This window comes from Mycobacterium kubicae (assembly GCF_015689175.1).
GTDB lineage: Bacteria > Actinomycetota > Actinomycetes > Mycobacteriales > Mycobacteriaceae > Mycobacterium > Mycobacterium kubicae.
On record NZ_CP065047.1, the window covers coordinates 3,256,698 to 3,281,663 of the forward strand.

At 69.5% G+C, this 24,966-nt stretch carries 22 protein-coding genes, 2 tRNA genes and 1 pseudogene; 13 read left to right on the top strand and 12 right to left on the bottom strand.

Features of this window, described 5'->3' with window-relative positions:
- Nucleotides 1-8: 8 nt before the first annotated feature.
- Nucleotides 9-1,082 (top strand): quinone-dependent dihydroorotate dehydrogenase, encoded by a 1,074-nt coding sequence (locus I2456_RS15305; protein ID WP_085075438.1) that lies wholly within the window; start codon nt 9-11, stop codon nt 1,080-1,082.
- Here I2456_RS15305 and I2456_RS15310 read toward each other — a convergent pair.
- Nucleotides 1,079-2,086: a cupin domain-containing protein gene (locus tag I2456_RS15310; RefSeq protein ID WP_085075439.1), complete on the bottom strand. Its 1,008-nt coding sequence runs from the start codon at nt 2,084-2,086 to the stop codon at nt 1,079-1,081. The two genes, I2456_RS15305 and I2456_RS15310, sit on opposite strands and share 4 nt — an antisense overlap.
- A 159-nt stretch (nt 2,087-2,245) precedes the next feature.
- Here I2456_RS15310 and I2456_RS15315 point away from each other — a divergent pair, with 159 nt between their 5' ends.
- Genes I2456_RS15315 through I2456_RS15325 form a run of 3 tightly spaced genes read left to right on the top strand, consistent with a single transcriptional unit; the run spans nt 2,246 to nt 5,371 of the window.
- Nucleotides 2,246-2,929 (top strand): GntR family transcriptional regulator, encoded by a 684-nt coding sequence (locus I2456_RS15315; protein ID WP_085075440.1) that lies wholly within the window; start codon nt 2,246-2,248, stop codon nt 2,927-2,929.
- Nucleotide 2,930: 1 nt separating this feature from the next.
- Nucleotides 2,931-4,322: a cytochrome ubiquinol oxidase subunit I gene (locus I2456_RS15320; protein WP_241007721.1), complete on the top strand. Its 1,392-nt coding sequence runs from the start codon at nt 2,931-2,933 to the stop codon at nt 4,320-4,322.
- On the top strand, nt 4,319-5,371 hold the full coding sequence (locus tag I2456_RS15325) for a cytochrome d ubiquinol oxidase subunit II (RefSeq protein WP_085075441.1): 1,053 nt from the start codon (nt 4,319-4,321) through the stop codon (nt 5,369-5,371). Before I2456_RS15320 ends, I2456_RS15325 begins: the two co-directional genes overlap by 4 nt.
- Here the strand turns inward: I2456_RS15325 and selD are convergent.
- Entirely contained in the window at nt 5,316-6,314 is a 999-nt protein-coding gene (gene selD / locus I2456_RS15330; protein WP_139823318.1) for a selenide, water dikinase SelD, read from the bottom strand. The two genes, I2456_RS15325 and selD, sit on opposite strands and share 56 nt — an antisense overlap.
- Nucleotides 6,315-6,342: 28 nt before the next feature.
- Here selD and I2456_RS15335 point away from each other — a divergent pair.
- The 7 genes from I2456_RS15335 to nrfD all read left to right on the top strand — a co-directional run bounded on the left by I2456_RS15335 (nt 6,343) and on the right by nrfD (nt 15,427).
- A tRNA-Sec gene (locus tag I2456_RS15335) sits at nt 6,343-6,437 on the top strand.
- A gap of 14 nt (nt 6,438-6,451) precedes the next feature.
- The gene (gene selA, locus I2456_RS15340; RefSeq protein WP_085075443.1) at nt 6,452-7,732 is read left to right on the top strand and encodes an L-seryl-tRNA(Sec) selenium transferase; all 1,281 of its coding nucleotides are present in this window, start codon (nt 6,452-6,454) and stop codon (nt 7,730-7,732) included.
- Nucleotides 7,720-9,423, top strand: a complete 1,704-nt coding sequence (locus I2456_RS15345) for a SelB domain-containing protein (RefSeq protein WP_085075444.1) — start codon at nt 7,720-7,722, stop codon at nt 9,421-9,423. Before selA ends, I2456_RS15345 begins: the two co-directional genes overlap by 13 nt.
- A gap of 65 nt (nt 9,424-9,488) precedes the next feature.
- Nucleotides 9,489-10,049: a hemerythrin domain-containing protein gene (locus I2456_RS15350; protein WP_068033345.1), complete on the top strand. Its 561-nt coding sequence runs from the start codon at nt 9,489-9,491 to the stop codon at nt 10,047-10,049.
- Nucleotides 10,050-10,089: 40 nt separating this feature from the next.
- Entirely contained in the window at nt 10,090-13,368 is a 3,279-nt protein-coding gene (fdh, locus tag I2456_RS15360) for a formate dehydrogenase (protein ID WP_174814241.1), read from the top strand.
- A complete protein-coding gene (locus tag I2456_RS15365; protein ID WP_085075446.1) occupies nt 13,365-14,384 on the top strand; it encodes a 4Fe-4S dicluster domain-containing protein in 1,020 nt (339 codons plus the stop codon). Before fdh ends, I2456_RS15365 begins: the two co-directional genes overlap by 4 nt.
- The gene (nrfD, locus tag I2456_RS15370; protein WP_085075447.1) at nt 14,381-15,427 is read left to right on the top strand and encodes an NrfD/PsrC family molybdoenzyme membrane anchor subunit; all 1,047 of its coding nucleotides are present in this window, start codon (nt 14,381-14,383) and stop codon (nt 15,425-15,427) included. Before I2456_RS15365 ends, nrfD begins: the two co-directional genes overlap by 4 nt.
- Here nrfD and I2456_RS15375 read toward each other — a convergent pair.
- Together I2456_RS15375 and I2456_RS15380 are read right to left on the bottom strand one after the other, a co-directional pair.
- The gene (locus I2456_RS15375; protein WP_085075448.1) at nt 15,424-15,960 is read right to left on the bottom strand and encodes a YbhB/YbcL family Raf kinase inhibitor-like protein; all 537 of its coding nucleotides are present in this window, start codon (nt 15,958-15,960) and stop codon (nt 15,424-15,426) included. The two genes, nrfD and I2456_RS15375, sit on opposite strands and share 4 nt — an antisense overlap.
- A gap of 11 nt (nt 15,961-15,971) precedes the next feature.
- Nucleotides 15,972-17,354 carry a M20/M25/M40 family metallo-hydrolase gene (locus tag I2456_RS15380; protein WP_068033341.1) on the bottom strand — a complete coding sequence of 461 codons (1,383 nt, stop codon included), beginning with the start codon at nt 17,352-17,354 and terminating at the stop codon, nt 15,972-15,974.
- 96 nt (nt 17,355-17,450) lie between these two features.
- Between I2456_RS15380 and I2456_RS15385 the strand changes: the two genes are divergently transcribed.
- A tRNA-Leu gene (locus I2456_RS15385) sits at nt 17,451-17,536 on the top strand.
- A gap of 76 nt (nt 17,537-17,612) precedes the next feature.
- Nucleotides 17,613-18,290: pseudogene (locus I2456_RS15390) on the top strand (phosphoribosyltransferase); the annotation flags it as partial.
- Between the two features lie 144 nt (nt 18,291-18,434).
- On the opposite strand, the gene I2456_RS15395 reads toward I2456_RS15390, so the two are convergent.
- From I2456_RS15395 to I2456_RS15430, 8 genes are all read right to left on the bottom strand, one after another.
- Nucleotides 18,435-18,722: a hypothetical protein gene (locus tag I2456_RS15395; RefSeq protein WP_068026641.1), complete on the bottom strand. Its 288-nt coding sequence runs from the start codon at nt 18,720-18,722 to the stop codon at nt 18,435-18,437.
- 55 nt (nt 18,723-18,777) lie between these two features.
- On the bottom strand, nt 18,778-19,584 hold the full coding sequence (gene wag31 / locus I2456_RS15400; protein WP_068026644.1) for a DivIVA-like cell division protein Wag31: 807 nt from the start codon (nt 19,582-19,584) through the stop codon (nt 18,778-18,780).
- A 257-nt stretch (nt 19,585-19,841) separates the two neighbouring features.
- The gene (locus I2456_RS15405) at nt 19,842-20,132 is read right to left on the bottom strand and encodes a YggT family protein (protein WP_023364806.1); all 291 of its coding nucleotides are present in this window, start codon (nt 20,130-20,132) and stop codon (nt 19,842-19,844) included.
- A 167-nt stretch (nt 20,133-20,299) separates the two neighbouring features.
- Nucleotides 20,300-20,983, bottom strand: a complete 684-nt coding sequence (locus I2456_RS15410; RefSeq protein WP_068026647.1) for a cell division protein SepF — start codon at nt 20,981-20,983, stop codon at nt 20,300-20,302.
- Between the two features lie 64 nt (nt 20,984-21,047).
- Nucleotides 21,048-21,818: a YggS family pyridoxal phosphate-dependent enzyme gene (locus tag I2456_RS15415; RefSeq protein ID WP_139823319.1), complete on the bottom strand. Its 771-nt coding sequence runs from the start codon at nt 21,816-21,818 to the stop codon at nt 21,048-21,050.
- 5 nt (nt 21,819-21,823) lie between these two features.
- The gene (pgeF, locus tag I2456_RS15420) at nt 21,824-22,531 is read right to left on the bottom strand and encodes a peptidoglycan editing factor PgeF (RefSeq protein ID WP_082966011.1); all 708 of its coding nucleotides are present in this window, start codon (nt 22,529-22,531) and stop codon (nt 21,824-21,826) included.
- Between the two features lie 91 nt (nt 22,532-22,622).
- Nucleotides 22,623-23,762 (bottom strand): cell division protein FtsZ, encoded by a 1,140-nt coding sequence (gene ftsZ, locus I2456_RS15425; RefSeq protein WP_068027119.1) that lies wholly within the window; start codon nt 23,760-23,762, stop codon nt 22,623-22,625.
- A 264-nt stretch (nt 23,763-24,026) separates the two neighbouring features.
- Nucleotides 24,027-24,929 carry a cell division protein FtsQ/DivIB gene (locus I2456_RS15430; RefSeq protein ID WP_139823320.1) on the bottom strand — a complete coding sequence of 301 codons (903 nt, stop codon included), beginning with the start codon at nt 24,927-24,929 and terminating at the stop codon, nt 24,027-24,029.
- Nucleotides 24,930-24,966: the final 37 nt, after the last annotated feature.

Here is a 24,966-nt window from a genome sequence, read left to right on the forward strand (position 1 = left end):
GTCATCCGATGTACGGCCTGCTGCGCCGCCTGCTGTTCATGCTGCCCGCCGAGCGGGTGCACACCCTGGTCTTCGGCCTGCTGCGGGCGGTGACCGCCGCGGCGCCGGCGCGTCGTTTGCTGCACCGCCGGCTCAGCCCGACCGACCCGGCGCTGGCCAGCACGGTGTTCGGCGTGCGGTTCCCCGCGCCGCTCGGGCTGGCCGCCGGCTTCGACAAGGACGGCATGGGCTTGCACACCTGGGCGGCGCTGGGTTTCGGCTACGCCGAGATCGGCACCGTCACCGCGCACGCCCAGCCGGGCAATCCGTCGCCGCGCCTGTTCCGGCTGGCCGACGACCGGGCGCTGCTCAACCGGATGGGATTCAACAACGACGGCGCCGGCGCGCTGGCGATCCGCTTGGCCCAGCACACTCCCGAAGTGCCGATCGGGGTGAACATCGGCAAGTCCAAGGCCACCTCGGCCACCGAGGCGGTGGCGGACTACCGCTACAGCGCCCGGCTGCTCAGCCCGTTGGCCGCCTATGTGGTGGTCAATGTCAGCTCGCCGAACACACCTGGACTGCGGGATCTGCAGGCCGTGGCAGCGCTGCGCCCCATCCTGGCGGCGGTGCTGACCGAAGCCGCGCGAACGTCGACGCCGGTACTGGTGAAGATCGCACCGGATCTGTCCAACTCCGACATCGACGACATCGCGGACCTGGCCGTGGAACTGGGCCTGGCAGGCATCGTCGCCACCAACACCACGGTGTCACGCCAGGGGTTGCGCACCCCGGGTGCCGAAGAGCTGGGCGCCGGTGGCGTCTCCGGCCCGCCGGTGGCACCCCGCGCGCTGGAAGTGTTGCGCCGGCTCTACGACCGGGTGGGCGATCGGCTGGTGCTGATCAGCGTCGGTGGCATCGGGACCGCCGACGACGCGTGGGAGCGGATCACCGCCGGCGCGTCGCTGTTGCAGGGCTATACCGGCTTCATCTACGGCGGGGGCCGGTGGGCCAAAGAGATCCACGACGGCATCGCCCGCCGGCTGCGCGCCGGCGGGTTCGCCTCGCTGGCTGATGCCGTGGGCTCCGCGGCGCTCCGCTAGTCGCGGCGCGCGGTGAACTTGATGTCCAGACTGCGCAAGTAGGTCTGCAGGCCGGCGTCCTGGACAGGGATCAGGTGGGCGGGCGTGTCGGTCTCGTTGTAGTGGGCGTGCCACATGCCCGGTGGAGTGATGAAGGCGCCGCCGGCCTGCCAGTCCACCCGAATCGGGTCCACGATGTTGCCCCGCTCATCGAGGCGGGTGCCCAGCAGGGTGTAACAGCCTGACGGTGGCGCGTCCAGGATGAGGTCGAGGGCCACCGACTGGTGCCGGTGCGCGCGCTGCACCTGGTTGGCGGGCAACACCCCGAACATCGCCCAGAGCACGTGGGTGATCGTGAGCGTCTGCTCCTGCTCGGCGTTGGCCAGCAGCACGCTAACCCGGCTCTTGTCGTTGGCGCCGGGCCGCTCGGCGATTTCCTGCAGCTTGGCCACCGCGTCGGCGCGGCGGAACTTGGTGGGCCGGAACCGGGGCCGGGTCGCGTCGACACCGAGGTAGCGCAGCAGCGGCTCGTCGTGCACCCAGTACATGGCGGTCTCGGCGGCCGCCGCGAAGACGGCGGGGGAACCCGCGGGCAGGGTCAAGAAGTCGCCCTTCTCCCACCTGACCCGTCGGCCGTTGACGGTGGCCACGCCGTGCCCGTACAGCACGTAGTACAGCTGCGAGGTGGCGTTGACCGCGGTGTCGATCTGCTCGCCGGCGCGGATCCGGACGAAGTTGGCCAGCAGGCCGGGGCTGGTCGCCTCGCCGCCGGTGACGCCGAGCCTGTCGGACAGGTCCAAGGGGACGACGCCGGTCGGCTGGTCGGCGTAGACGTCGGGGCCGAACTGGACGATCGGCACCGCCGGCGTGTGCCCCGAACCGATGGGGTTGGCGGCCTTGGAGTACTCGAACAGCCGCGCGTCGTCGGCCCAATCCTCGAACCGGCCTTCGAAACCGAACTCGGCGACATTGGTCATCGGCGCGGGGATGGTCGGGTCCAGGTCAACGTGCGTCGCGGTAGCCATGGTGTCTCCTATCAGCACAAACGCTTTCTTATATCTAAATAGTATCTATCTTGTATCTCAGTTGTCAACGCGGCGTGGGCGGCGCCAAAAGAGGGTGCGGCGTTGTACCGTCATAGACACCGTTGAGATACAACTGAGCTGCACGAAGGCGAGGCTGCCGTGGCCGCACAAACGACGCGGGAGCGGGGCACGGCCAAAGACCGGGCGCTGCACTACGTCAAAACCCAGGTGCTCACCGGGGCGTTCCCTGGCGGGGAGCTGATCAGCGAGGGCGACGTCGCGACCACGCTCGGCATGTCGCGCACCCCGGTCCGCGAGGCGTTCCTACGGCTGGAGGCCGAAGGATTGTTGCGTCTGTACCCGCAACGCGGTGCTCTGGTGGTGCCCGTCTCCCCCGACGAAGTCCGCGCGGTGATCGAGGCCCGGCTGGTGCTGGAACAGTTCGCGGTCTTCCAGATCGCGCGCCGCGGCCCCGGCGCCGGCGCGGCGGCGTTCGCGCGCCTGTCGGATGCGTTGGAACGTCAGCGCACCGCCGCCGCCGGGGCGGACTGGCACGAGTTCCTCGACGCCGATCGGGCGTTCCACGGTGTCACCCTGGAAGAGGCGGGTAACGCCATCCTGTGCGACTTCTACTCCTCGTTGCGCGATCGCCAGATGCGGATGGTCGGCGAATCAGCGGCCAGCGATCCGGACCGGATGGCCACGATCATGGACGAGCACCGCGATATCGCCGAGGCACTGCGCGACGCCGATCTGGAACGTTCGCTCACCGCGGTGCGCACCCACCTGGCAAGCACCTCGCGCGCCCTGGGGCTGCGCATGGACCAGCTCGAAGGACCCTGACGTGTTCGGCTCAACGGTCATAACCCTGGCGGGCGAGTCGCCGGCGCTGTTTCCGGCGCGCCAGCAGATGGCGGTGTCCCTCGGCTTCCACATCATCCTGGCCTGCTTCGGTGTCGCCTTCCCGACGATGATCTATGTGATGCATCGGCGCGGTGTCGTCCGCGACGACCCGACCGCGCTGCGGCTGGCCAAGCGCTGGTCGAAGGTCTCCGCGGTGGTGTTCGCCATCGGCGCGGTCTCCGGCACCGTGTTGAGCTTCGAGATGGGCCTGCTGTGGCCGGGGTTGATGGGCCGCTTCGGCGACGTGCTGGGCCTGCCGTTCGCGCTGGAAGGTCTGTCGTTCTTCACCGAGGCCATCTTCCTGGGGCTCTACCTGTACGGCTGGGGCCGCATGCAACCGCGATGGCACCTGAAAATGCTGATCCCGATGGCCATGTCGGGGATCGTCGGATCCTTCTGTGTGGTCGCGGTCAACTCCTGGATGAACTACCCGACCGGCTTCACCGTGCGCGACGGCACCGTCACCGACGTGCGCCCGTGGGCCGCCATGTTCAACCCGTTGGCCTGGTTGCAGTTCCTGCACATGTGGCTGGGCGCGTTCTTGCTCGTCGGACTGGTCGTTTCCGGCGTCTACGCCGCGGGCCTGCTACGCGGACGCACCGACGCCCACCACCGCCTCGGGTTCCTGGTCCCGTTCGCGTTCGCGTCCGTCGCGGCACTCATCCAGCCCTTCGTCGGTCACGTGCTCGGCTTGCAGGTGGGCAACAAGCAGACGTCCAAACTGGCGGCGTTCGAACTCGCGCTGCACGACGAACCCGGCCCGGCTCCCCTGCGCCTTGGCGGGTTCCTGGTCGGCGACGACGTGCGGTGGTCGGTGCCCGTCCCCCGCGTCGGCTCGGTGATCGCCCGCGGCACCTTCAACGGAACCGTTCCGGGCCTGGACAGCGTCCCGCGTTCGGACTGGCCGCCGGTCAACATCACCCACTGGTCGTTTCAGGTGATGGTCGGTATCGGCCTGCTGCTGGCGTTGGCGGCCGTGGTGTTCTGGCTGGCGCGCCGGCGCGGACGCGACCTGCTGAACAACCGCTGGTTCCTGCGATTCTGCGTGATCGCCGGGCCGCTGGCCATCTTCGCCCTGGAAATGGGCTGGGTGGCAACCGAAGTCGGTCGCCAGCCGTGGACGGTGTGGCAGGTACTGCGCACCACCGACGCGGCGACCACCAACACCGAAGTGTGGTGGAGCTATATCGGCGTGCTGGTCATCTACCTGACGATGTCGGTGGCGGCGTTCGTGGTGTTGCGCTCCATGGCCCGGCGCTGGCGCGCCGGCGAGGAGGAGCTGCCCAGCCCCTACGGGCCGGCAGTGCTGGCCGAGACCCAGGCGGACCGATGAGCTTGGCCGCGGCGGTGGCCGCCGCGATGTTCGTCGGGGTGATCGCGTACGCACTGTTGGGCGGGGCCGACTTCGGGTCCGGTTTCTACGATCTGACCGCCGGTGGCGGCCGCCGCGGCGCGGAAGTGCGCACGCTGATCGACCACAGCATCGGTCCGGTGTGGGAAGCCAACCACGTGTGGCTGATCTACGTGCTGGTGATGTGGTGGACGGGTTTTCCGCGTTCGTTCGCGGCGGCCACCACGACGCTGTTCACCCCGTTGATGCTGGCGCTGGCCGGAATTGTGTTGCGCGGATCCAGCTTTGCGTTCCGCAAGTACGCCGCGACGTTCTCCCAGGCTCGGCTGTACGGCGCGGTCTTCGCCGGGTCGTCGTTGATCACGCCGTTTTTCCTCGGCACGGTCGCCGGGGCCATCGCGTCGGGCCGGGTACCGGCCGGGGGCTACGGCGATCCGGTGGGTTCCTGGGTCAACCCGACATCATTGGTCGGGGGCGGCCTGGCGGTGACGACGTGCATTTTCCTGGCCGGGGTGTTTCTCACCGCCGACGCCGTGCGCACCGACAACACCGAGCTGGCCCGGCGGCTGCGGGTGCGGACACTGGTGGTCGGTGCGGTCGCCGGGTTGATCGTGTTCGCCGGGCTGTATCCGGTGGACCACGACGCGCCCACCCTCAGCGCCGGCCTGCGGGGGCGAGCCCTCCCGCTACTGGTGGTGGCGGCGCTGGCCGGCGCGGCGACCCTGGTGCTGCTGTGGCGACGCCGGTTCTCCGTCACACTGTTCGGCCGCTCGGTGCCGATCGCGCGGGTTGCCGCGGCGCTGGCGGTGACCGCCGTGGTCGCCGGTTGGGGGGTGGGCCAGTACCCGTGGCTGTTGGTCGACCAGATGCGCATCGCCGAGGCCGCCGGCGCGGGCGCCACGCTGGCCGCCCTGTTGGTGGTCGTCGGACTCGCCGCAGTGATCGTGGTGCCGCCGCTGGGCTACCTGCTGTGGTTCACCCAGACCGCACCACAATCGAATGCTCCTGGCGCGCCACAAGTTCCCCGATAACAGGCGCACCGGGAATCTCACCCGCGATCAGCAGCCCGCCGGAGGTCTGCGCGTCGGCCAACAGCAGCGAGGTCTCCTCGTCCACGCCCGAGAGGTCCACGTGCGCGGCGACCCACTCCAGGTTGCGCCGCGTGCCGCCGCTGACGTAACCCGCCGCCACAGCCTCCCGCGCGCCGGCCACGAACGGCACGGCGGTCGCGTCGATCACCGCCGTGACACCGCTGGCGCGGGCCAACTTGTGCAGGTGTCCCAGCAGGCCGAAGCCGGTGACGTCGGTCGCGCACTCGGCGCCCGCCGCCAGCGCCGCGCGGGCGGCCTCGGCGTTGAGGGTGGTCATGACGGCGATGGCCTCGTCGAAGCGTTCGCCGGTGGCCTTGTGACGGGTGTTGAGCACGCCGATTCCCAGCGGCTTGGTCAACGACAACGGAGTGCCGGGCTTGCCGGCGTCGTTGCGCAGCAACCGGTCCGGGTCGGCTATTCCGGTCACCGCCAGCCCGTACTTGGGCTCTGGGTCATCGACGCTGTGGCCGCCGGCCAGAAAGCACCCCGCCGCGGCGCACACCTGCGCCCCGCCGCGCAACGTCTCGGCGGCCAACTCGAAAGGCAGCACATCGCGCGGCCAGCCCAGCACGTTGACCGCCACCACCGGGCGCCCGCCCATCGCGTACACGTCGGACAGCGCGTTGGCGGCCGCAATGCGGCCCCAGTCGTAGGGGTCGTCCACGACGGGGGTGAAGAAATCCGTCGTCGCGATCAGCGCGATGCCGCCCTCGATGCGCACGACGGCCGCGTCGTCGCCGGTTTCCAGGCCGACCAGGAGTTCACCGGCCGGATTCTGCGGTATGGCGCCGGTCAGCCCGCGGACCACGTCTTCGAGTTCGCCGGGCGGGATCTTGCAGGCGCACCCACCGCCGTGGGCGTACTGCGTCAGTCGGTAGGTCACGGCGTCCATAATTGTCGCCATGGTCCAGGGAGGCGTGTCCGGTCTGGTGACCGGCGCGGTCTTCAAAACCGTCGAGCGGCAGACGCTGCCGTTGGCGGGTTCGATTCCCGTCCGCCTCCGCCACCCTGGTACCTGAGATGACCGATCCGCGCCGACGCGTGCCCGGCACCGACGCGCTGCTGGCCGATCCGCGCCTCGCCGAGGCCCAGCGGGTGCTGGGCCGGGCACTGGTCAAGTCGGTGATCGCGACCGCCCAGCAGCGGGCCCGCGCCGGTGAAATCGAACCCGAGCAGGTGGCCGACCACGCGGTGGCTGCCATGCCGGCCACCGCGTCCAGCCTGCGGCCGGTGATCAACGCGACCGGCGTAATCGTGCACACCAACCTGGGCCGCGCGCCGCTGTCTGCGGCGGCACTGGCCGCCGTGGTCACCGCGGGCCGGGCGACCGATGTCGAGTTCGACCTGGTCACCGGGCAGCGCGCCCGCCGCGGGCGCGGCACCTTGGCGGCGCTGGCCCGGGCGGTGCCCGCGGCGGGCGGCGTCCACATGGTGAACAACAACGCCGCCGCGTTGCTGCTGACCGCCCTGACCCTGGCGCCGGGCAAAGAGATCGTGCTCAGCCGCGGCGAACTGGTGGAGATCGGCGACGGGTTCCGCATCCCCGAGCTGTTGGCGTCCACCGGCGCGCGGCTACGCGAGGTCGGCACCACCAACCGCACCAACCTGCGCGACTACACCGACGCCATCGGACCGGACACCGGTTTCGTGCTCAAGGTGCATCCGTCGAACTTCCACGTCACCGGGTTCACCTCAGCGGTCGACGTCGCCGAGCTGGCGGGCCTGGGGGTTCCGCTGGTGGTCGACATCGGCTCCGGGCTGCTGGCCCCGCACCCGCTGCTACCCGACGAGCCGGATGCCACTTCGGTGTTGCGCGCCGGCGCCGACCTGGTCACCGCCAGCGGGGACAAACTGCTCGGCGGGCCGCAGGCCGGTCTGCTGCTCGGCGATGCCGAGCTGGTCGAGCGGCTACGCCGCCATCCCGCGGCGCGCGCGCTGCGTGTGGACAAGCTCACCCTGGCGGCGCTGGAAGCCACCTTGACCGGGCCGCCGCCGCCGGTGACCCAGGCGCTGGGCGCCGACGTCACCGCGCTGCGGGCCCGCGCCGAACACGTGGCCGCCCAGCTCGCCGACGCGACCGCGGTCGACTCCGTCGCGGCGGTCGGCGGCGGCGGCGCGCCGCAGGTGCGGCTCCCCAGCGCCGCGGTCAGCCTGCCCGAGTCGTACGCCGCGCGGCTGCGCACCGGCGACCCACCGGTGGTGGGCCGCATCGAGGCCGGGCGCTGCCTGCTGGACCTGCGCACGGTCGCCCCCGACGAGGACGAGTTGCTAGTGGCCGCGGTACGCGCATGTTCGTCATAGCCACCGCCGGGCACGTCGACCACGGCAAATCGACCCTGGTGCACCGGCTTACCGGCATGTGGCCGGACCGGCTGGCCGAAGAGCAGCGCCGCGGCCTGACCATCGACCTGGGCTTCGCGTGGACCGACCTGGACGGGCGGCAGGTGGCGTTCGTCGACGTACCCGGCCACGAACGCTTCGTGGCCAACATGCTCGCCGGAGTGGGTGCGGTGCCCGCGGCCAGCCCGGTGCTGTTCGTCGTGGCGGCCACCGAAGGCTGGATGCCGCAGTCGACCGAGCACCTCGCCGCCCTGAATGCCCTGGGCGTCAGCCACGCGCTGCTGGTGATCAGCAAGGCCGACCTCGCTGACCCGGCGGTGGCCATCGAGCAGGCGCGGCACCAGTTCGCGGCCACGTCGCTGGCCGACCCGCCCGTCGCGCTGGGCACCGAACTGGACCAGGTGCGCGCCGAGCTGGGCAGCTTGCTCGACCGGTTGCCGCCGCCCGACCGGGCCGCCGACGTCCGGTTGTGGGTGGACCGCTCCTTCACCGTGCGCGGCGCCGGGACCGTGGTCACCGGGACCCTCACCGCGGGCACCGTCCGAGTGGGTGACGAGCTCGACCACGCCGGACGCCGGGTCACCGTCCGGGGCCTGCAAACGTTGGGCCGCGAGGTTACCGAGGTGGGGGCGGTGGCGCGCGTCGCGATCAACCTGCGCGGCGTCGACCGCCACGACATTCGCCGTGGTGACGCCGTGCGCACGCCGGGTGCGTGGCTGGACAGCGCCGAGATCGACGTCGCGTTGCGCAAGCCGGACAACCTGCACCGCGAGCTGGTGCTGCACGTCGGGTCGGCGGCGGTGCCGGTACACGTGCGTCCACTGGGGACCACCGGGGCGCGGCTGCGGCTGGCCCGGCCGCTGCCGCTGCGGGTGGGTGATGCCGGATTGCTGCGCGACCCCGGCGAGCACCGCATCGCCGCCGGCATCGAGGTGCTCGACGTGCGGCCACCGGCGCTGCGGCGCCGCGGCGCGGCACGAGCCCGGGCCGAAGAACTGGCCAGCGGCAGCGTCCGGCCACCGGCGTACGCACGAGCCGCCCAGTTACGGGCCATGGGCGTGGCGCCGGCCGGTCAGCGGGTGGGTGACTGGGTGGTGGACCCGCAGTGGTGGGCGCGCCGGCGCGAGCTGGCCGTTGCGGCCGTGCAGCGCTGGGCCGCCGACCACGACGTCGCGGCGGGGATGCCGTTGGAGACCCTGCGCCAGCAGCTGGGGCTGCCGGCCGCCGAACTGGTGGCGGTCCTGGTTGACGGCACCGGCCTGGAGGTGAGCGACGGCGTGGTGCGGCCACCGGGAGCCGGTCTGCCGGCGCGGGTCGATAAGGCGGTGCGCACGGTCGAAGAGTGGCTGGCCGAGGACCCGTTCCGAGCCCCCGAGGCCGCCGAGCTAGCTGAATTGAGGCTGGGTCCGCGGGAGCTGGCAGCGGCAGTGCGCGCCGGCCGGCTGCAACGGATCGCCGACGGCATCGTGTTGGGCCCCGACGCGTTCGAGCGCGCCCGCCAGATCCTGGCGGCGCTGCCCCAACCCTTCACCGTCAGCGACGCCCGCCGCGCGTTGCGCACCACCCGCCGGGTGGCGGTTCCGTTGCTCGAGCAGCTGGACGCGCGACGCATCACTCGCCGAGCAAGCGACAGCAGCCGAACGGTGGTCTGACGACGGCTTCGTTTGTCCCTCGGGCAAGCGGGTACGCCCCGTCCGAGGCGGTCCGAGGAGTGGATATGGCTGACATTCAAACCGGCAACATCGTCGACGACATCGTCGCCGACCACCGAGAATTCGAGAGCGTCTTCACCGAGCTCGAGTCCGGTGGAGACCCCCGCACCCAACCGGAACTGGTCGAGCACGTCATCGCCGGGATCGTGCGGCATGCGGTCGCCGAAGAGCAATACGTCTATCCGGCCGCCCGCGAACTATTGCCCGACGGCGACGAGATCGTCGGTCACGAGCTCAAGGAGCACTCCAAGGCCGAAGAAGTGATGAAGGCCATCGAGCAGGCCGGCGCCGATGACCCGCGCTACGACGAGTTGGTTCGCCAGCTCATCGGCGACATCCGCCACCACATCGAGGAAGAGGAAAGCGACCTGCTTCCCAACCTCCGCGACGCTTGCCGACCCGAGCAGTTGCGCGAGCTCAGTGAGCAGTTCCACCGCGCCAAGAAGATTGCCCCCACCCGCCCGCACCCGTTGGCGCCCGATCACCCGCCGGCAAACCGGATCCTGGGACCGGGCGCCGGACTGGTCGACCGGCTCCGCGACGCGCTCAGCGGACGCAACAGCTGAGGCGCTGCGACAACGCCGCACGGATGGTTTGATTCCAAGAATGGACTTCACCAAGCTGCTCCGGTCATGGCCGGTCTACCGGCAGTTGACCGGTGGCGACGCGCTGGGCCGCGGCCAAGCCGCCCAATCCGCCCACTCGGCTGCGCTGGAACCACGCACCGCCACCGCGGACAGCGTCGCGCACTCGGTGTGCCCGTTCTGCGCGGTCGGGTGCGCGCAGAAGGTGTACGTCAAAGACGACAAGGTCGTGCAGATCGAGGGCAACCCGGACAGCCCCATCTCGCGCGGCCGGCTGTGCCCCAAGGGGTCGGCCAGCAAGCAACTCGTCACCGGACCGCAGCGGGAAACCAAGGTGCGCTACCGGCCGCCCTATGCCACCGAATGGCAGGACCTCGACCTGGACACCGCCATGGACATGGTGGCCGACCGCGTGATCGACGCGCGGCGCAGAAGCTGGCAGGACTTCGACAAAGACCGCAACACGCTGCGCCGCACCATGGGCGTGGCCAGCCTCGGCGGCGCAACGCTGGACAACGAAGAGAACTACCTGATCAAGAAGCTGTTCACCGCGCTCGGCGCCCTGCAGATCGAAAACCAAGCCCGTATTTGACACAGCGCCACGGTTCCCGGTCTGGGAGCCTCCTTCGGTCGCGGCGGCGCGACGGACTATCAGCAAGACCTGGTCAACACCGACTTCATCGTCATCATGGGCTCGAACATGGCCGAGGCCCATCCCGTCGGCTTCCAATGGGTCATGGAGGCGAAGGCGCGCGGCGTCGAAGTGGTCCACATCGATCCCCGCTTCACCCGCACCAGCGCCGTCGCCGACCGGCACGTGCCGCTGCGCGCCGGCAGCGACATCGCCTTCCTGGGCGGGGTGATCAACTACATCCTGTCCAATGAGCTGGACTTCCGTGAGTACGTCACCGCGTACACCAACGCCTCCTTCCTGGTCGACGAGGCCTTCCAGGACACCGAGGACCTCGACGGGCTATTCAGCGGTTACGACCACGAGACCGCGTCCTACGACCCGGCCAGCTGGCACTATGAGTCCACCGGGGCTGGCGGACGCGGCGGGTCGGGCGCCAAAGAACGCGGCGCCCCCAATCAGCTGGGCTCCGGCGGCGCGGCGGTGGAAGGCGGCGCCGGTGACATCCCGTCGGACCCCACGCTGCAGCATCCGCGCTGCGTCTACCAGATCCTCAAGCGGCACTACGCCCGCTACACCCCGGAGATGGTCGAGCGGGTGTGCGGGGTGCCGGCGGAATCCTTCCTGCAGGTGGCCCGGGCCTGGGCGCAGAACTCCGGCCGGGAACGCACCGCCGCGCTGGTGTACAGCGTGGGTTGGACCCAGCATTCGATGGGCGCCCAATACATCCGCGCGGGCTCGATCATTCAGCTGCTGCTGGGCAATATCGGGCGGCCCGGCGGCGGCGTGTTCGCGTTGCGCGGGCATGCCAGCATTCAGGGCTCCACGGACATACCCACGCTGTTCAACCTGCTGCCCGGCTACCTGCCCATGCCGCACGCCGGCCAGGCCACCATGTCGGACTACCTCGACGCCGTCGTCAGCGGCAGCCAGAAAGGCTTCTGGCACAACGCCGACGCTTACCTGATCTCCCTGCTCAAGGAGTACTGGGGCGAGTACGCCACCGCCGAGAACGACTACTGCTTCGACTATCTGCCGCGCATCAGCGGAGACCACGGCACCTACCGCACGGTCATGGACATGGTCGACGGCAAGGTGTTCGGCTACTTCCTGCTGGGCCAGAACCCGGCGGTCGGCTCGGCGCACGGGCGGCTGCAACGGTTGGGCATGGCCAACCTGGACTGGCTGGTGGTGCGCGACCTGGTGATGATCGAAAGCGCCACGTTCTGGAAAGAGGCGCCCGAGATCGAGACCGGGGAGATCGCCCCGGAGTCCTGCCGCACCGAGGTGTTCTTCTTCCCCGCCGCCTCGCACGTGGAGAAGGCCGGCACGTTCACCCAGACGCAGCGGATGCTGCAGTGGCGGGAGAAGGCGGTCGAACCGCCCGGCGACGCCCGTTCGGAGCTGTGGTTCTTCTACCACCTGGGCCGGATCCTGCGAGAGAAGCTGGCCGGCTCCACCGACGAGCGTGACCGGCCGCTGCTCGAGCTGTTCTGGGACTACGAGACCGACGGTGACGAACCCTCCGGCGAAGACGTGCTGCGGCGCATCAGCGGCATCGACCTGACGACCGGACGCGCGGTAGACGGCTACACCGACCTGAAGGCCGACGGCAGCACCGCATGCGGCTGCTGGATCTACAGCGGTGTGTACGCCGACGAGGTCAACCAGGCCGCCCGCCGCAAACCACACGACCAGCAAGGCCCGTATGACAACGAGTGGGGCTGGACGTGGCCGATGAACCGGCGCGTGCTCTACAACCGCGCCTCGGCCGACCCGCAAGGCCGGCCGTGGAGCGAGCGCAAGAAGCTGATCTGGTGGGACCCCGACCAGGGCGAGTGGACCGGTTACGACATCCCCGACTTCGAGAAGAACAAGCCGCCGGACTATCGCCCGCCTGACGGCGCGGTGGGCGTCGCGGCGCTGCACGGAGACGACCCGTTCATCATGCAAGCCGACGGCAAGGCGTGGCTGTTCGCGCCCAACGGCCTGGCCGATGGTCCCCTGCCCACCCACTACGAGCCGCACGAATCACCCACGCGCAACGCGCTTTACGCCCAGCAGGGCAACCCGACCCGGATCGTGTACGGCCGCGAAGACAATCCGTCGAACCCGGCACCTCCGGAGGCGCACGGCGAAGTGTTCCCGTTCGTGTTCACCGCGGCGCGGCTGACCGAGCACCACACCGCCGGCGGCATGAGCCGGCAACTGCCCTACCTCGCCGAACTGCAGCCGGGGTTGTTCGTCGAGGTGTCACCGGAATTGGCCGCCGCGCGCGGGCTGACGCACATGCAGTGGGCGCACGTGATCACCAGCCGCACCGCGGTGGACGCCCGCGTCTTCGTAACCGACCGGATGAAGCCGCTGCGCATCGAAGACCGCGTGGTGCACCAGGTTTGGATGCCCTACCACTGGGGACACTCGGGGCTGGTGGACGGTGACGTGGTCAACGACCTGCTCGGCGTGGTCGCCGACCCCAACGTGTTCATCCAGGAAAGCAAGGTCGCCACCTGTGACGTTCGGGCCGGCCGGCGGCCGCGGGGGCCCGAACTGCTGGACTACGTCGCCGATTACCGACGGCGAGCCGGGATCACGGTGCAGACAGGGACGCACCTGGACACCACCGCGCCGGACCGGGTCACGCATACCGAGCCGGAGGGAACCCCATGAGCGACAACAGCTTCTACGGCCCGCTACCTGACCCGGCGGCCAACGCCGGCTACTCCCCCGACCACCCGCCGCGGGTGGGATTCTTCACCGACACCTCGGTGTGTATCGGTTGCAAGGCGTGTGAGGTGGCCTGCAAGGAATGGAACATGGTGCCCGAGGACGGGTTCAACCTGCTGGGGATGTCCATGGACAACACCGGCAACCTGGGTGCGGACAGTTGGCGACACGTGGCGTTCATCGAGCAGGCCCGCCCGCTGGGCGATCAAGACCCCGGCCTGACCGATCTGCCGACGGGGCCGCCGGCGAGCGAGCGATCGGCTCAGATCACCGCGGCGGCGATCGAGGCCATGCCCGAGGGCGGCGCGGAGCTGGGCAACGTGTCGGTGGACCTGGGCGTGCCGAAATTCGAGCGTCCCGGCGACGGCAGCGGGGCGGAGTCGCGCACCTCGTTTCGCTGGTTGATGAGCTCGGATGTGTGCAAACACTGCACCCACGCCGGCTGCCTGGACGTGTGCCCGACCGGTGCGTTGTTCCGCACCGAGTTCGGCACCGTCGTTGTGCAGCAAGACATCTGCAATGGCTGCGGGTACTGCGTGTCCGGCTGCCCGTACGGGGTGATCGACCGGCGCGAGGGTGACGGCCGGGCCTGGAAATGCACGCTGTGCTATGACCGGCTGCACGACAACCTGGAGCCGGCGTGCGCGAAAGCCTGCCCCACCAAGTCGATTCAGTTCGGCGTCCTGGACGAACTGCGCGAGCGCGCCGCGCGGCGCGTCGAGGAATTGCACGAGCGCGGCGTTCCCGAAGCGCGTCTGTACGGCAACGACCCCAACGACGGCGTGGGCGGCGACGGCGCCTTCTTTCTGCTGTTGGACGAGCCCGAGGTGTACGGCTTGCCGCCGGATCCGGTGGTGCCGACCCGCGACGCGCCGGCCATGTGGCGGTTCGCCGGCATCGCCGCTTCGGCGTTCGTCGCGGCGGCGGTGTCGTCGTTTTTGGGCCGGGGCCGACGATGAGCCGGGGCTCGCGGGAGCAACTCGCGGTGCCGCGAGCGGAGTTCCGGTCCTACTACGGCCGCGCGGTGCTCAAGACCCCGGTGTGGGAGTGGAAGATTGCGGCCTACCTCTTCGCCGGCGGGTTGTCGGCCGGTTCGGCGCTGCTGGCCGCGGGCGCCGATGTCACCGACCGCCCGGCGCTGCGCCGCACCGGCCGAGTCGGGGCGCTGGTGAGCATCCTGGCCAGCATGTACTTCCTGGTGTCCGACCTGGGCCGGCCGTTGCGGTTCCACCACATGCTGCGGGTGGCCAAGCCGAGTTCGCCGATGAGCGTGGGCACGTGGATCTTGGTCGCCTACGGTCCCGGGGCCGGGCTGGCCGGGGTGGCCGAGCTGATGCCGCGGCGGTTGGCACGCTCGTGGCTGGGTGCGCTGCTGGCCTGGCTGGCCCGCCCGGCGGGGTTGTCCGCCGCCGCCATCGCCCCCGGCGTGGCGTCCTACACCGCCGTGCTGCTCTCGCAGACCGCGGTGCCGGCGTGGCACGAGGCGCACCCGTATCTGCCGTTCGTGTTCACCGGTTCCGCCGCGGCCAGCGGCGGCGGTCTGGGCATGCTGCTGACGCCCGTCGAGCAGGCCGGCCCAGCCCGGCAGTTCGCCGTCACCGGCGCCGCGCTGGAAGTCGCCGCTTCCCGGCTGCTCGAACAACGGCTGGGCCTGACCGCCGAGGCCTATACGACCGGCAAGGCCCACCGGCTGCGCGCCTGGGCGGAGTATCTGACCGTCGGCGGGGCGCTGGGCACGGTGGCCGCCGGGCGCAACCGGCGCGCCGCGGCGCTGTGCGGGCTGGCGCTGCTCACCGGCAGCGCGCTGCAGCGCTTCGGGGTGTTCTATGCCGGTGTCGAGTCCACCCGCGACCCCAAGTACGTCGTGATTCCGCAGCGCGAACGGCTCGACGCCGGCCGTCCCGCCCGCGGAGACGACCCGGACCGGCCGCACTTCCCGCGGGTGGTGGCAGCGGCACGGGGAGTGCGCTCGGCCGCCGGACGGCTGGTGGGTTCCCGCTAGGCCGACGACTGCTGTTCGTAGGTGCCGACGATCACGGCGCGGGCCAGAGCGTGCTGGAACAGGTTGAAGCCCAGGTAGGCCGGGGTGGCGGACTCGTCGAGGTCGAGCTTGTCGACGTCCACCGCGGTCACCGTGACGTAGTAGCGGTGCACCCCGTGACCGGGCGGCGGTGCGGCGCCGACGTAGCGGCGCAGGCCGGCGTCGTTGCGAAGGGTCAGCGCGCCACCGGGCAGGTCGCTGCCGTCACCGGCGCCTTCGGGCAACTCGGTGACGTCGGCGGGCAGATTGGCCACCGCCCAGTGCCAGAAACCGGACAGTGTCGGCGCGTCGGGGTCGTAGACGCTGACCGCGAAACTGCGCGTCTCCTCGGGGAAGCCCGACCACGTCAACTGCGGGCTGGCGTCTTGGCCGCCGGCGCCCATGATGCCGCTGACCTGAGCGGTCGGCAGCGGCTGGCCGTCGGTGATCGAGTCGGAAGTCAGGCGGAATCCGGGCAGCTTGGGCAGCGCGTCGTAGGGATCGGGCGCGGTCATACTCAGTCCTCTCAGCAGTGTGTCAGGAAATGTGCGAGTACTTCGGTGCCAAATTTCAACGCATCAATAGGTACCCGCTCGTCGACCCCGTGGAACAGCGAGGCGAAATCCAGCTCCGGCGGCAGCCGCAGCGGGCTGAAGCCAAAGCAGCGAATCCCCAACCGCGCGAACGCTTTTGCATCCGTGCCGCCGGACAGCATGTAGGGCACCGTGCGGCCGTCGGGGTCGACCGACAGCACCGCGGCGTTCATCGCGTCGACCAGTTCACCGTCGAAACCCGTTTCATACGACGCCAGCTCCCTGATCCACTCGCGGTTCACGTCCGGTCCGATCAGCTCGTCGACCTCGGCCTCAAAAGCGGCCTGACGACCCGGCAGCACGCGGCAGTCGATCACCGCTTCGGCCGTTGCCGGGATGACGTTGGCCTTGTAGCCGGCTTTGAGCATCGTCGGGTTCGCCGTGTCATGCAGGACGGCTTTGAGCATCCGGGCCATCGGGCCGAGCTTCTCGATCGCCCCGGCCAGGTCGGGGGACTCGGTGTCGAAGGTGTAGCCGGTCTCCTCGCTGACCGCGGCCAGGAACTGGGTGACGGTGTCGGTGAGTACCAGGGGGAACTGGTGGCGGCCCAGCCGCGCGACCGCCTCGGCGACCGCTGTGACGGCGTTGTTGTCGTGCACCATGGAGCCGTGCCCGGCCTGGCCGCGGGCGGTCAGACGCATCCACAGGATGCCTTTCTCGGCCGTCTCGACCAGGTACAGCCGCCGCTCACCCCCGTCCGGGCGGGGCACCGTCAGGGAGAAGCCGCCGACTTCGCCGATCGCTTCGGTGATGCCGTGGAAGAGATCTGGCCGGTTGTCGACCAGCCAGTGCGCCCCGTATTTGCCGCCGTGTTCCTCGTCGGCGATGAACGCGAACACCAGGTCGCGGGGCGGGACGATGCCGGCCTGACGGAAATGCCGGGCGATGACGATCATCATGCCCACCATGTCCTTCATGTCGACCGCGCCGCGGCCCCACACGTAGCCGTCTTCGATCGCCCCGGAGAACGGATGCACGCTCCACTCGGCCGGTTCGGCCGGCACCACGTCCAGGTGCCCGTGGATCAGCAGGGCGCCGCGGGAGGGATCGGCGCCCGGCAGCCGGGCGAACAGGTTGCCGCGGCCCGGCGCGCCGGACTCGACGTATTCGGTCTCATAGCCGACCTCGGCGAGCTGCCCGGCGATCCACTGCGCGCACTCCGCTTCGCCCTTGGTGGTCTGTGCTTCACCGGTGTTGCTGGTGTCGAACCGGATCAATCTGCTGACGACCTCGGCCACGTCATCACTCGGCTGGAAAGAAGCCCCGGCCGCGCCGCTGGCCCCGCTCTGTAGGGTCACAGTCACCTTTCCTACCATTCCCGGCTGGGATCAGCCTGCCCGCTGGCCTCGCCAGCCGAATTGGGCCGCTGCCAACCGATCCGATAGCCTTAGCTGCCAACTCATGTTGGTCGGGTCCGAGTGGCGGAATGGCAGACGCGCTAGCTTGAGGTGCTAGTGCCCTACTAATGGGCGTGGGGGTTCAAGTCCCCCCTCGGACACCGAACTGGGGTTGCTGCCGGTCGTAGGCTGGAGTTTGTCAGCAGTCGCGATTATCAGCGAGGCCCCGAACCGGCAATGACTCCACCGAGTGGCTTTCTGCGGCGGACACCGACCCGCATATTCCGCGACCGCCGGGAAGCCGGGCGTGTGCTGGCCGAAGCGCTGACCCCCTACCGCGACGAGGACGACGTGCTGGTGCTCGGCCTGGCGAGGGGCGGCCTGCCGGTCGGCTGGGAAGTCGCCGCGGCGCTGCGCGCCGACCTCGATGTGTTCCTGGTCCGCAAACTCGGGGTGCCGCGCTGGCCGGAACTGGCGATGGGCGCGCTGGCCAGCGGCGGACGAGTCGTGATGAACGACGACGTGGTGTCCAACCTGCACATCACCGACGAGCAGGTGCGCACGGTGATCGACAGTGAGACCACCGAACTGCGGCGCCGGGAGCAGGCGTACCGGGGCGGACGCCCGACGGCCGACCCGAGCGGCAGGATCGCGATCCTGGTCGACGACGGCATCGCCACCGGCGCCAGCATGCTCGCGGCGGTCCGCGCCGTCCGCGCCGCCCACCCGCGCAAGGTGGTCGTCGCCGTTCCGGTCGGACCGGTCTCGGCCTGCCGAGAGCTGTCCAGAGAAGCCGACGACGTGGTGTGCGCGACGATGCCGGCCGCATTCGAGGCGGTGGGACAGGTGTACACCGACTTTCATCAAGTCAGCGACGACGAGGTGCGCGAGTTGCTGGCCACCCCGCCCAACTGACCCCCGGCGCTCGAGCGTGCGCTCAGGGATTCGCGGGTGCGCTCACGGCGGCGCGGCAGCAATTTCTGCGCCGTAGCCGCTCAGTCGAAGCCGTCGGCGCACGCTCGGCGGTGTCGACGGCTGTGTCGGGCGGCTAGAAGCCAGCTACTTGGCGGTCTCGTCGCGCTCGGCCGACTTCTCGGCCGGCTCGTCGGCGGCTTCCTCGGGGTAGTCGACCGTCTCCGCTTCGGCCTCGTCCTTGTCGTCGTCGTCGGTGGCCTCGGTGCCCGCATCGCGGCGCTGGCGCTCCCGCACCGCGTCGATGATCAGCAGCACCACGCCCAACACGCTGGCGCCGATGCACACCCAAGCCACCAGCTCATTGCTGGTGACCACCGCAAAAACCAGCGCAACGAGCCCGATCAGGGCTAACACGAGCGCAATGATCAGCATTGGTCATCCTTCGGCCGGCGAACAGCGACTGCCAAACCTACCAGGGCCGTGTCGGCTAGTTGTTGCCCCGATTGAATTGGTCGAACCCGCCGGCGTCGGCGCTGGAGTCGACCGGCGCGGCAGAGCCACGCTGGCCCAGCTCCTCGAGCTGGGACTCCAGGTAGGTCTTGAGGCGGGTGCGGTATTCGCGTTCGAAGGTGCGCAATTGCTCGAGACGGCCTTCCAGCACGGTGCGCTGCTGGTTGATGGTGCCCATGATCTCGGAGTGCTTGCGTTCGGCGTCGGCCTGCAGGGCGTCGGCCTTCTCCTGCGCCTGGCGCAGTTGGGTTTCGGAGCGGCTCTGCGCGTCGGCCAGCATGGCGTCGGCACGCTGCCGGGCCTCGGCGACCGTGGTTTCGGCGGTGTGCCGGGCCTCGCTGAGGATCTGGTCGGCGTTGGCGCGGGCGTCGGCGAGCATCTTGTCCGACTCGGCCTTCGCGGTGCTGGTCAGGCGGTCGGCGGTGTCTTGAGCCAGGCTCAACACGCGGGCCGCCTTCATGGCCTGCTCTTCGTTCGTGCCCGTCTGCGCAGGTGCGGGAGCGGGCGGGGGTGCCTGTTTGACCGGTTCGGGCTCGGGCTCGTAGGTCGGAATGGCCTGGGTCGGCTGGGCAGCCGCGGCCCCGGCGCCCCCGCCGCCGGCGGCCAGTTCCTGGTCCAGCTCAGCAATGCGCTGGCGAAGATCGGAATTCTCTTCAATGAGGCGGGTCAGCTCGTTTTCCACCAGGTCAAGGAAGGCGTCAACTTCATCTTCGTTGTACCCGCGCTTGCCGATAGGCGGCTTACTGAACGCCACATTGTGGACGTCGGCAGGTGTAAGCGGCATTGTTTGTCCCCTCGAGTTCCTGGACGGTCAAACGATCTGGAAAGTGTAGAACGGACTGGTAGCCGTCGCGCAACTGCCGTCCATCCTGTCACACCAGACTCGGCGGTCGCCGATTGGAGTAATAAATAAGAAGCAATTTCAATCTCTAAGGTCAATAAAACACAGTCCTTAGATTTCGAAATCTGCGGCGACAATCTTGTCGCCAAATCGTGGCTGTTCTGTCCCATATCTTTATCGATGAGTTACCGCGAAGCGGTTTACGCCGCCGCCCCGAAAGCCAGTTGCATGCCGATGAACGCCACCAGCAACAGCACCATGATGGACAGGTCGAAGCGCACCGCGCCGATGGTCAACTGAGGGATCAGCCGCCGCAGCAGTTTCACCGGCGGATCGGTGATCGACATGATGATCTCCAGGATCACCACGGTGAGACCGGTGGGGCGCCAGTCCCGGCTGAACGAGCGGATGAACTCGACGACGACGCGAGCGATCAGCAGCAGCCAGAAGATGAACAGCGCAAACCCAAGGATCTGAAAAAACAGCACCAACGAGAGCCCGACCTTAACGATGAGGATGTCAACACGCCGCCGGTGAGAACGGCATGAGCAAGCCTACCGACTCACCCGCCCGGCTCACATCTGGCGCATAACGGCGAACAAGCTGCTCAGCCCGGCGGACCGAGCGGTCCACCGGGCTGAAAGAGCTTCAGATCGCGTTATTGGTAAGCGTAGAAACCGGTTTCGGCGATGCGGCGCCGCTCCTCCGGGGACACGTCGACGTCCGCGGGTGAGAGCAAGAACACCTTGGTAGCGACCTTGTCGAAGGAGCCGCGCAGCGCGAAAGCCAGACCCGCGGCGAAGTCGACCAGGCGTTTGGCGTCGGCGTTGTCCATCGACACCAGATCCATGATGACCGGCGTGCCGTCGCGGAACCGCTCCCCGATGGTGCGGGCCTCGCTGTAGTCCTTGGGGCGCAGCGTGGTGATCTTCGACAGGGGGTGACCTTCCTCGAACATCATGGCCATCCGGCGGGGGTCCATCGCCAGAGCGCCGCGGGTGGAGTTGCGCAACCACGACCCCAGGCGCTGCCCGCGCGGCAGGTCGCCGCGGTCGAACTCCCGCGGCGCGAACCGGGGTTCGTCGTAGCCGCCGCGGTAGCTGCTCGGCGGCGGGTAGTCGGCCGGCTCGCCCCGCAAATCGCCGCGCAAGTCGCCGCGCAGATCGGCGCGGGGATCGCGGCGCGGGTCGTCGTAATCGCGCCCTTCATAACGGCCGTATTCGTCGTCGAAGCGGGCGCGGGGATAACCGCGCGACGGCGTGCGGTCGTCGTAATACTCGTCCTCGTAATCCTCCATCGGCGCCATCCCGAAGTAGGCCTTGACCTTGTGCAGTGTGCTCATTGCTGACCCCTTCTAGCCCCTGCGTTCTGTGGTGTCCGTGATGAAGATGTTACTAATGTGACGATCACGGTGACCGTAACCGCCGTGGGCCCAATAGCGCGGTACCGACACGCACACACGTCGAACCATGTTTGACGGCCGCTTCCAGGTCATTGGACATCCCGGCGGACAGTTTCACCGCGTCCCCGAACATCTTCAGCACCCGGGTGTGCTCGCGTTTGAGCAGCTCAAAGGCCCGGTCCGGGTCCCAGTGCAGCGGCGGGATGCCCATCAACCCGACCAGTTTCAGACTGGCCGCCTCTTGGACGGACGTGCAGATCTCCTCCACCGCGCCGGGCGTCGTGATGTCGACGCCGCCGCGGGAGACGTCACCGTCGAGACTGACCTGCACATAGACCCGCAGCCGGTCGGCCCGGCGCTGCTCGGCCAGCGCGGCGCCGACGGCGCGATCCAACGCGGTCACCAGCTTGGCGCTGTCGACCGAGTGAACGGTGTGCGCCCAGCGGGCCAGCGACCGCACCTTGTTGCGCTGGATCTGCCCGACCATGTGCCAGTGCATCTCACGGGACTGTCCCGCCGCCGCCAGCAGCCGCGCCACCTCGGTGACCTTGGCCGATGCCTCCTGCTCGCGGGATTCACCGACGCACCGACAACCCAGCCGGGACAGGATCGCCACATCGGTGGCCGGGAAGAACTTGGTGACGGGCAGCAGTTCGATGTCTGAGACATTGCGTCCGGCCGCCTCGGCCGCGGCGGCCAGCCGCGACCGCACCCCGGCCAACGCGTGCGTCAATTCCGATTGGCGCTCCGATTGCGTTGCCCGATCAGCCGCCATCACGCTCATTCCATCCACACCAGGGACGCCAACCGACCGGTCGGCGCTTCGCGTCGGTGGCTGAACAGGGTGGGTTCGGCGATGGTGCAGCGCGGGTCGACATCGATGGACGTCACGCCCAAAGCCTGTAGCTGCGCGGCGATTCCGGCGCGCAGGTCCAACCCCGGGGTGCCCGCGACGGTCGTCGTGCGACTGCCGGGCAGCGTCGCTTCCACGTCATCGGCCATCGCGGCGGGCACCTCGTAGTGGCGGCCGCTGGCCGCCGGCCCCAACAGCGCCGAGATGTCGGCGGGCTGCGCGCCCAGGCCCTGCATGGCTTCCACCGCACGAACCACCACGCCGTGTTGGGCGCCGACCCGACCGGCGTGCACCGCCGCCACCACGCCGGCGCGCGCATCGGCCAGCAGCACCGGCACGCAGTCGGCGGTGACGACGACCAGCGCCAGGCGCGCGATATTGGTCACCAGCCCGTCGGTGTCGTCGACCGCAGCGGGTCGCGGACCGTCGACCACCTCGATGTGGTCACCATGCACCTGGTTCATCCACACCAGCCGCCGGGCCGGCAGCCCGATCACCTTGGCCAGCCGGTCGCGGTTGGCCTGGACCGCGGCCGGGTCGTCGCCCACATGGTCACCGAGGTTGAAGGTGTCGAACGGCGCCGCGGAGACCCCGCCGGCCCGGGTCGTCGTCACTCGACGGATGCGAACGTCCACGTGCCCAGTATCCGGATTCTGGTGCCGGCCAGGCGCCAGCGCGATTCGGCCGCGGCCGGTTCGTCGCGCGCTGGCAAGCAAAGCGAGCCCCTCAGCGGCGCATGAAGGGCGGCACGTCGACGTCGTCGTCGTCGCCACCGATGCTCAACGTCGCGCCGTTGGTGTGCACGGGCACGCTCACGGCGTCGACCGGCTCGAACAGGGTCGAGGTGAGCTTGCCGGCCTTGGCCGACTCGATGCGGTGCGCCCCACCGGTCTCCCCCACCACCGGTTTGCGGCCCGGTCCGGCCACGTCGAAGCCGGCCGCGATGACGGTGACCCGCACCTCGTCGCCAAGCGAGTCGTCGATCACCGTGCCGAAGATGATGTTGGCGTCTTGGTGGGCGGCGTCCTGCACCAGCGAGGCGGCCTCGTTGATCTCGAACAGCCCCAGGTCACTGCCGCCGGCGATGGACATCAGCACGCCCTGGGCGCCTTCCATCGAGGCCTCGAGCAGCGGCGAGTTGATGGCGATTTCGGCGGCCTTGAGCGAGCGGCCTTCGCCGCGGGCCGAGCCGATGCCCATCAGGGCGGTGCCTGCGCCGGACATGATGCCCTTGACGTCGGCGAAGTCGACGTTGATCAGCCCCGGTGTGGTGATCAGGTCGGTGATGCCCTGCACACCGTTGAGCAGCACCTCGTCGGCGCTGCGGAAGGCGTCCATAAGCGACACCGCGGCGTCGCCCATCTGCAGCAGCCGGTCGTTGGGGATGACGATCAGGGTGTCGCAGCTTTCGCGCAGCGCGGCGATGCCGTTCTCGGCCTGGTTGCTGCGCCGCTTGCCCTCGAAGGAGAACGGGCGGGTGACGACGCCGACGGTCAGCGCGCCCAGTTTGCGGGCGATGCTGGCGACGACGGGCGCCCCGCCGGTGCCGGTGCCGCCGCCTTCACCGGCGGTGACGAACACCATGTCGGCGCCGCGCAGCAGCTCTTCGATCTCGTCCTTGGCGTCCTCGGCGGCCTTGCGGCCCACCTCGGGGTCGGCGCCGGCGCCCAGGCCACGGGTGGAGTCACGGCCCACGTCGAGCTTGACGTCGGCGTCGCTCATCAACAACGCCTGCGCGTCGGTGTTGATGGCGATGAACTCCACGCCCTTGAGGCCCTGTTCGATCATCCGGTTCACGGCGTTGACGCCGCCGCCACCGATGCCCACGACCTTGATGACGGCGAGGTAGTTGTGTGGGGGGGTCATCATTCGTCTTCCTCCCTGAAGGGACTTGGTTCCGGCTGCGGTGTGTCCCCTTGCAAAAGTCTCAACCTCAACCATAGAGTTAGAGTTATGTCAAGTAGTTCCGCGTAACCAGAACCGTATGGGTACGACGGTGGCTAACCGCGCAGGCGCGCCGACGCGCGTTGCGCATTTTTTCTTGTGCGCCAATTCGGCGGCGAGTGTGCGGCTGGCTTCACGTTGGGCGCCGAATGCGCGGCTGGCCGCACATTCGGCGAGCCTGCTGCGCTACTTGACCGTCGGCAGGTCGGGGCTCGACACGTCGTAGGTGCGTCCGGGCTGCGTGAGCAGGGCCGCCAGCTTCTCGGCTTTCTCTTTGGCCCGGTCGGTGGTCCCCCAGATCACCAGTCGCCCGTCGGAGAGGGTGAGGGTGATCGAGGACACCGACGGGGCGGCGATGCGGCCCACCTGTCCGGACACCTCGGGCGGCAACGCGGCCAGCACCTGCAGCGCGGCCAGGGTGGGCGGGTCGGTGGGGCCGGGGTTGTCGACGTCGATGTAGGGCAGCGCCGGTGGCGGCGGATCGGTGGCGAAGTCCACGCCGTCGTGGTCGAACAGGTGCGGGCCGTCGGGAAAGTCCTTGACCACCACCGGGACTCGCTCGACGATGGTGATCCGCAGCGCCGAAGGATATTGGCGCTGCACCCGCGCGCTGGCCACCCGCCGGATGGCCGCGACCCGGTCGGCCACCTGGTCGGTGTTGATCTGCAGCAGGGGCGTGCCCGGGCGCACCCGGGCGGCGTCGAGGACCTCCTCGCGGCTCACCGTGCCGATTCCGGTGACGACGATATTGCGGGCCGACATTGCCGGGGTGAAATACAGGATGAGCGCCAGGGCGATGCCCAGGACGGCCAACAGGATCGAGCCGAGCAGCATCCTCAGGCCGCGCACCACGCCGCGGCGCACAGGTTTGGGCTCGGCGAGGACCTGCCCCTGGACCTTTCGTTTGGCTTCGCGGCGGGCGTGCTCAATGGCGGTGGCGCGAGCCTGGGCGGCGCGCCGCTCCGCGCGTTCCCGACGGGCGCGCCGGCGCGGGCCCTCGAAGTCGTCCTTTTCCTCTTCAGACTCTTGGGGGTCTGCCCGGGGCGTCGCGATGATCGGTTCGGTGGCCGCGGTGTCGTCGCCGACCAGGTCGGTCGGCGGCCCGTCGTGGGGTTCGGCCCCTGCC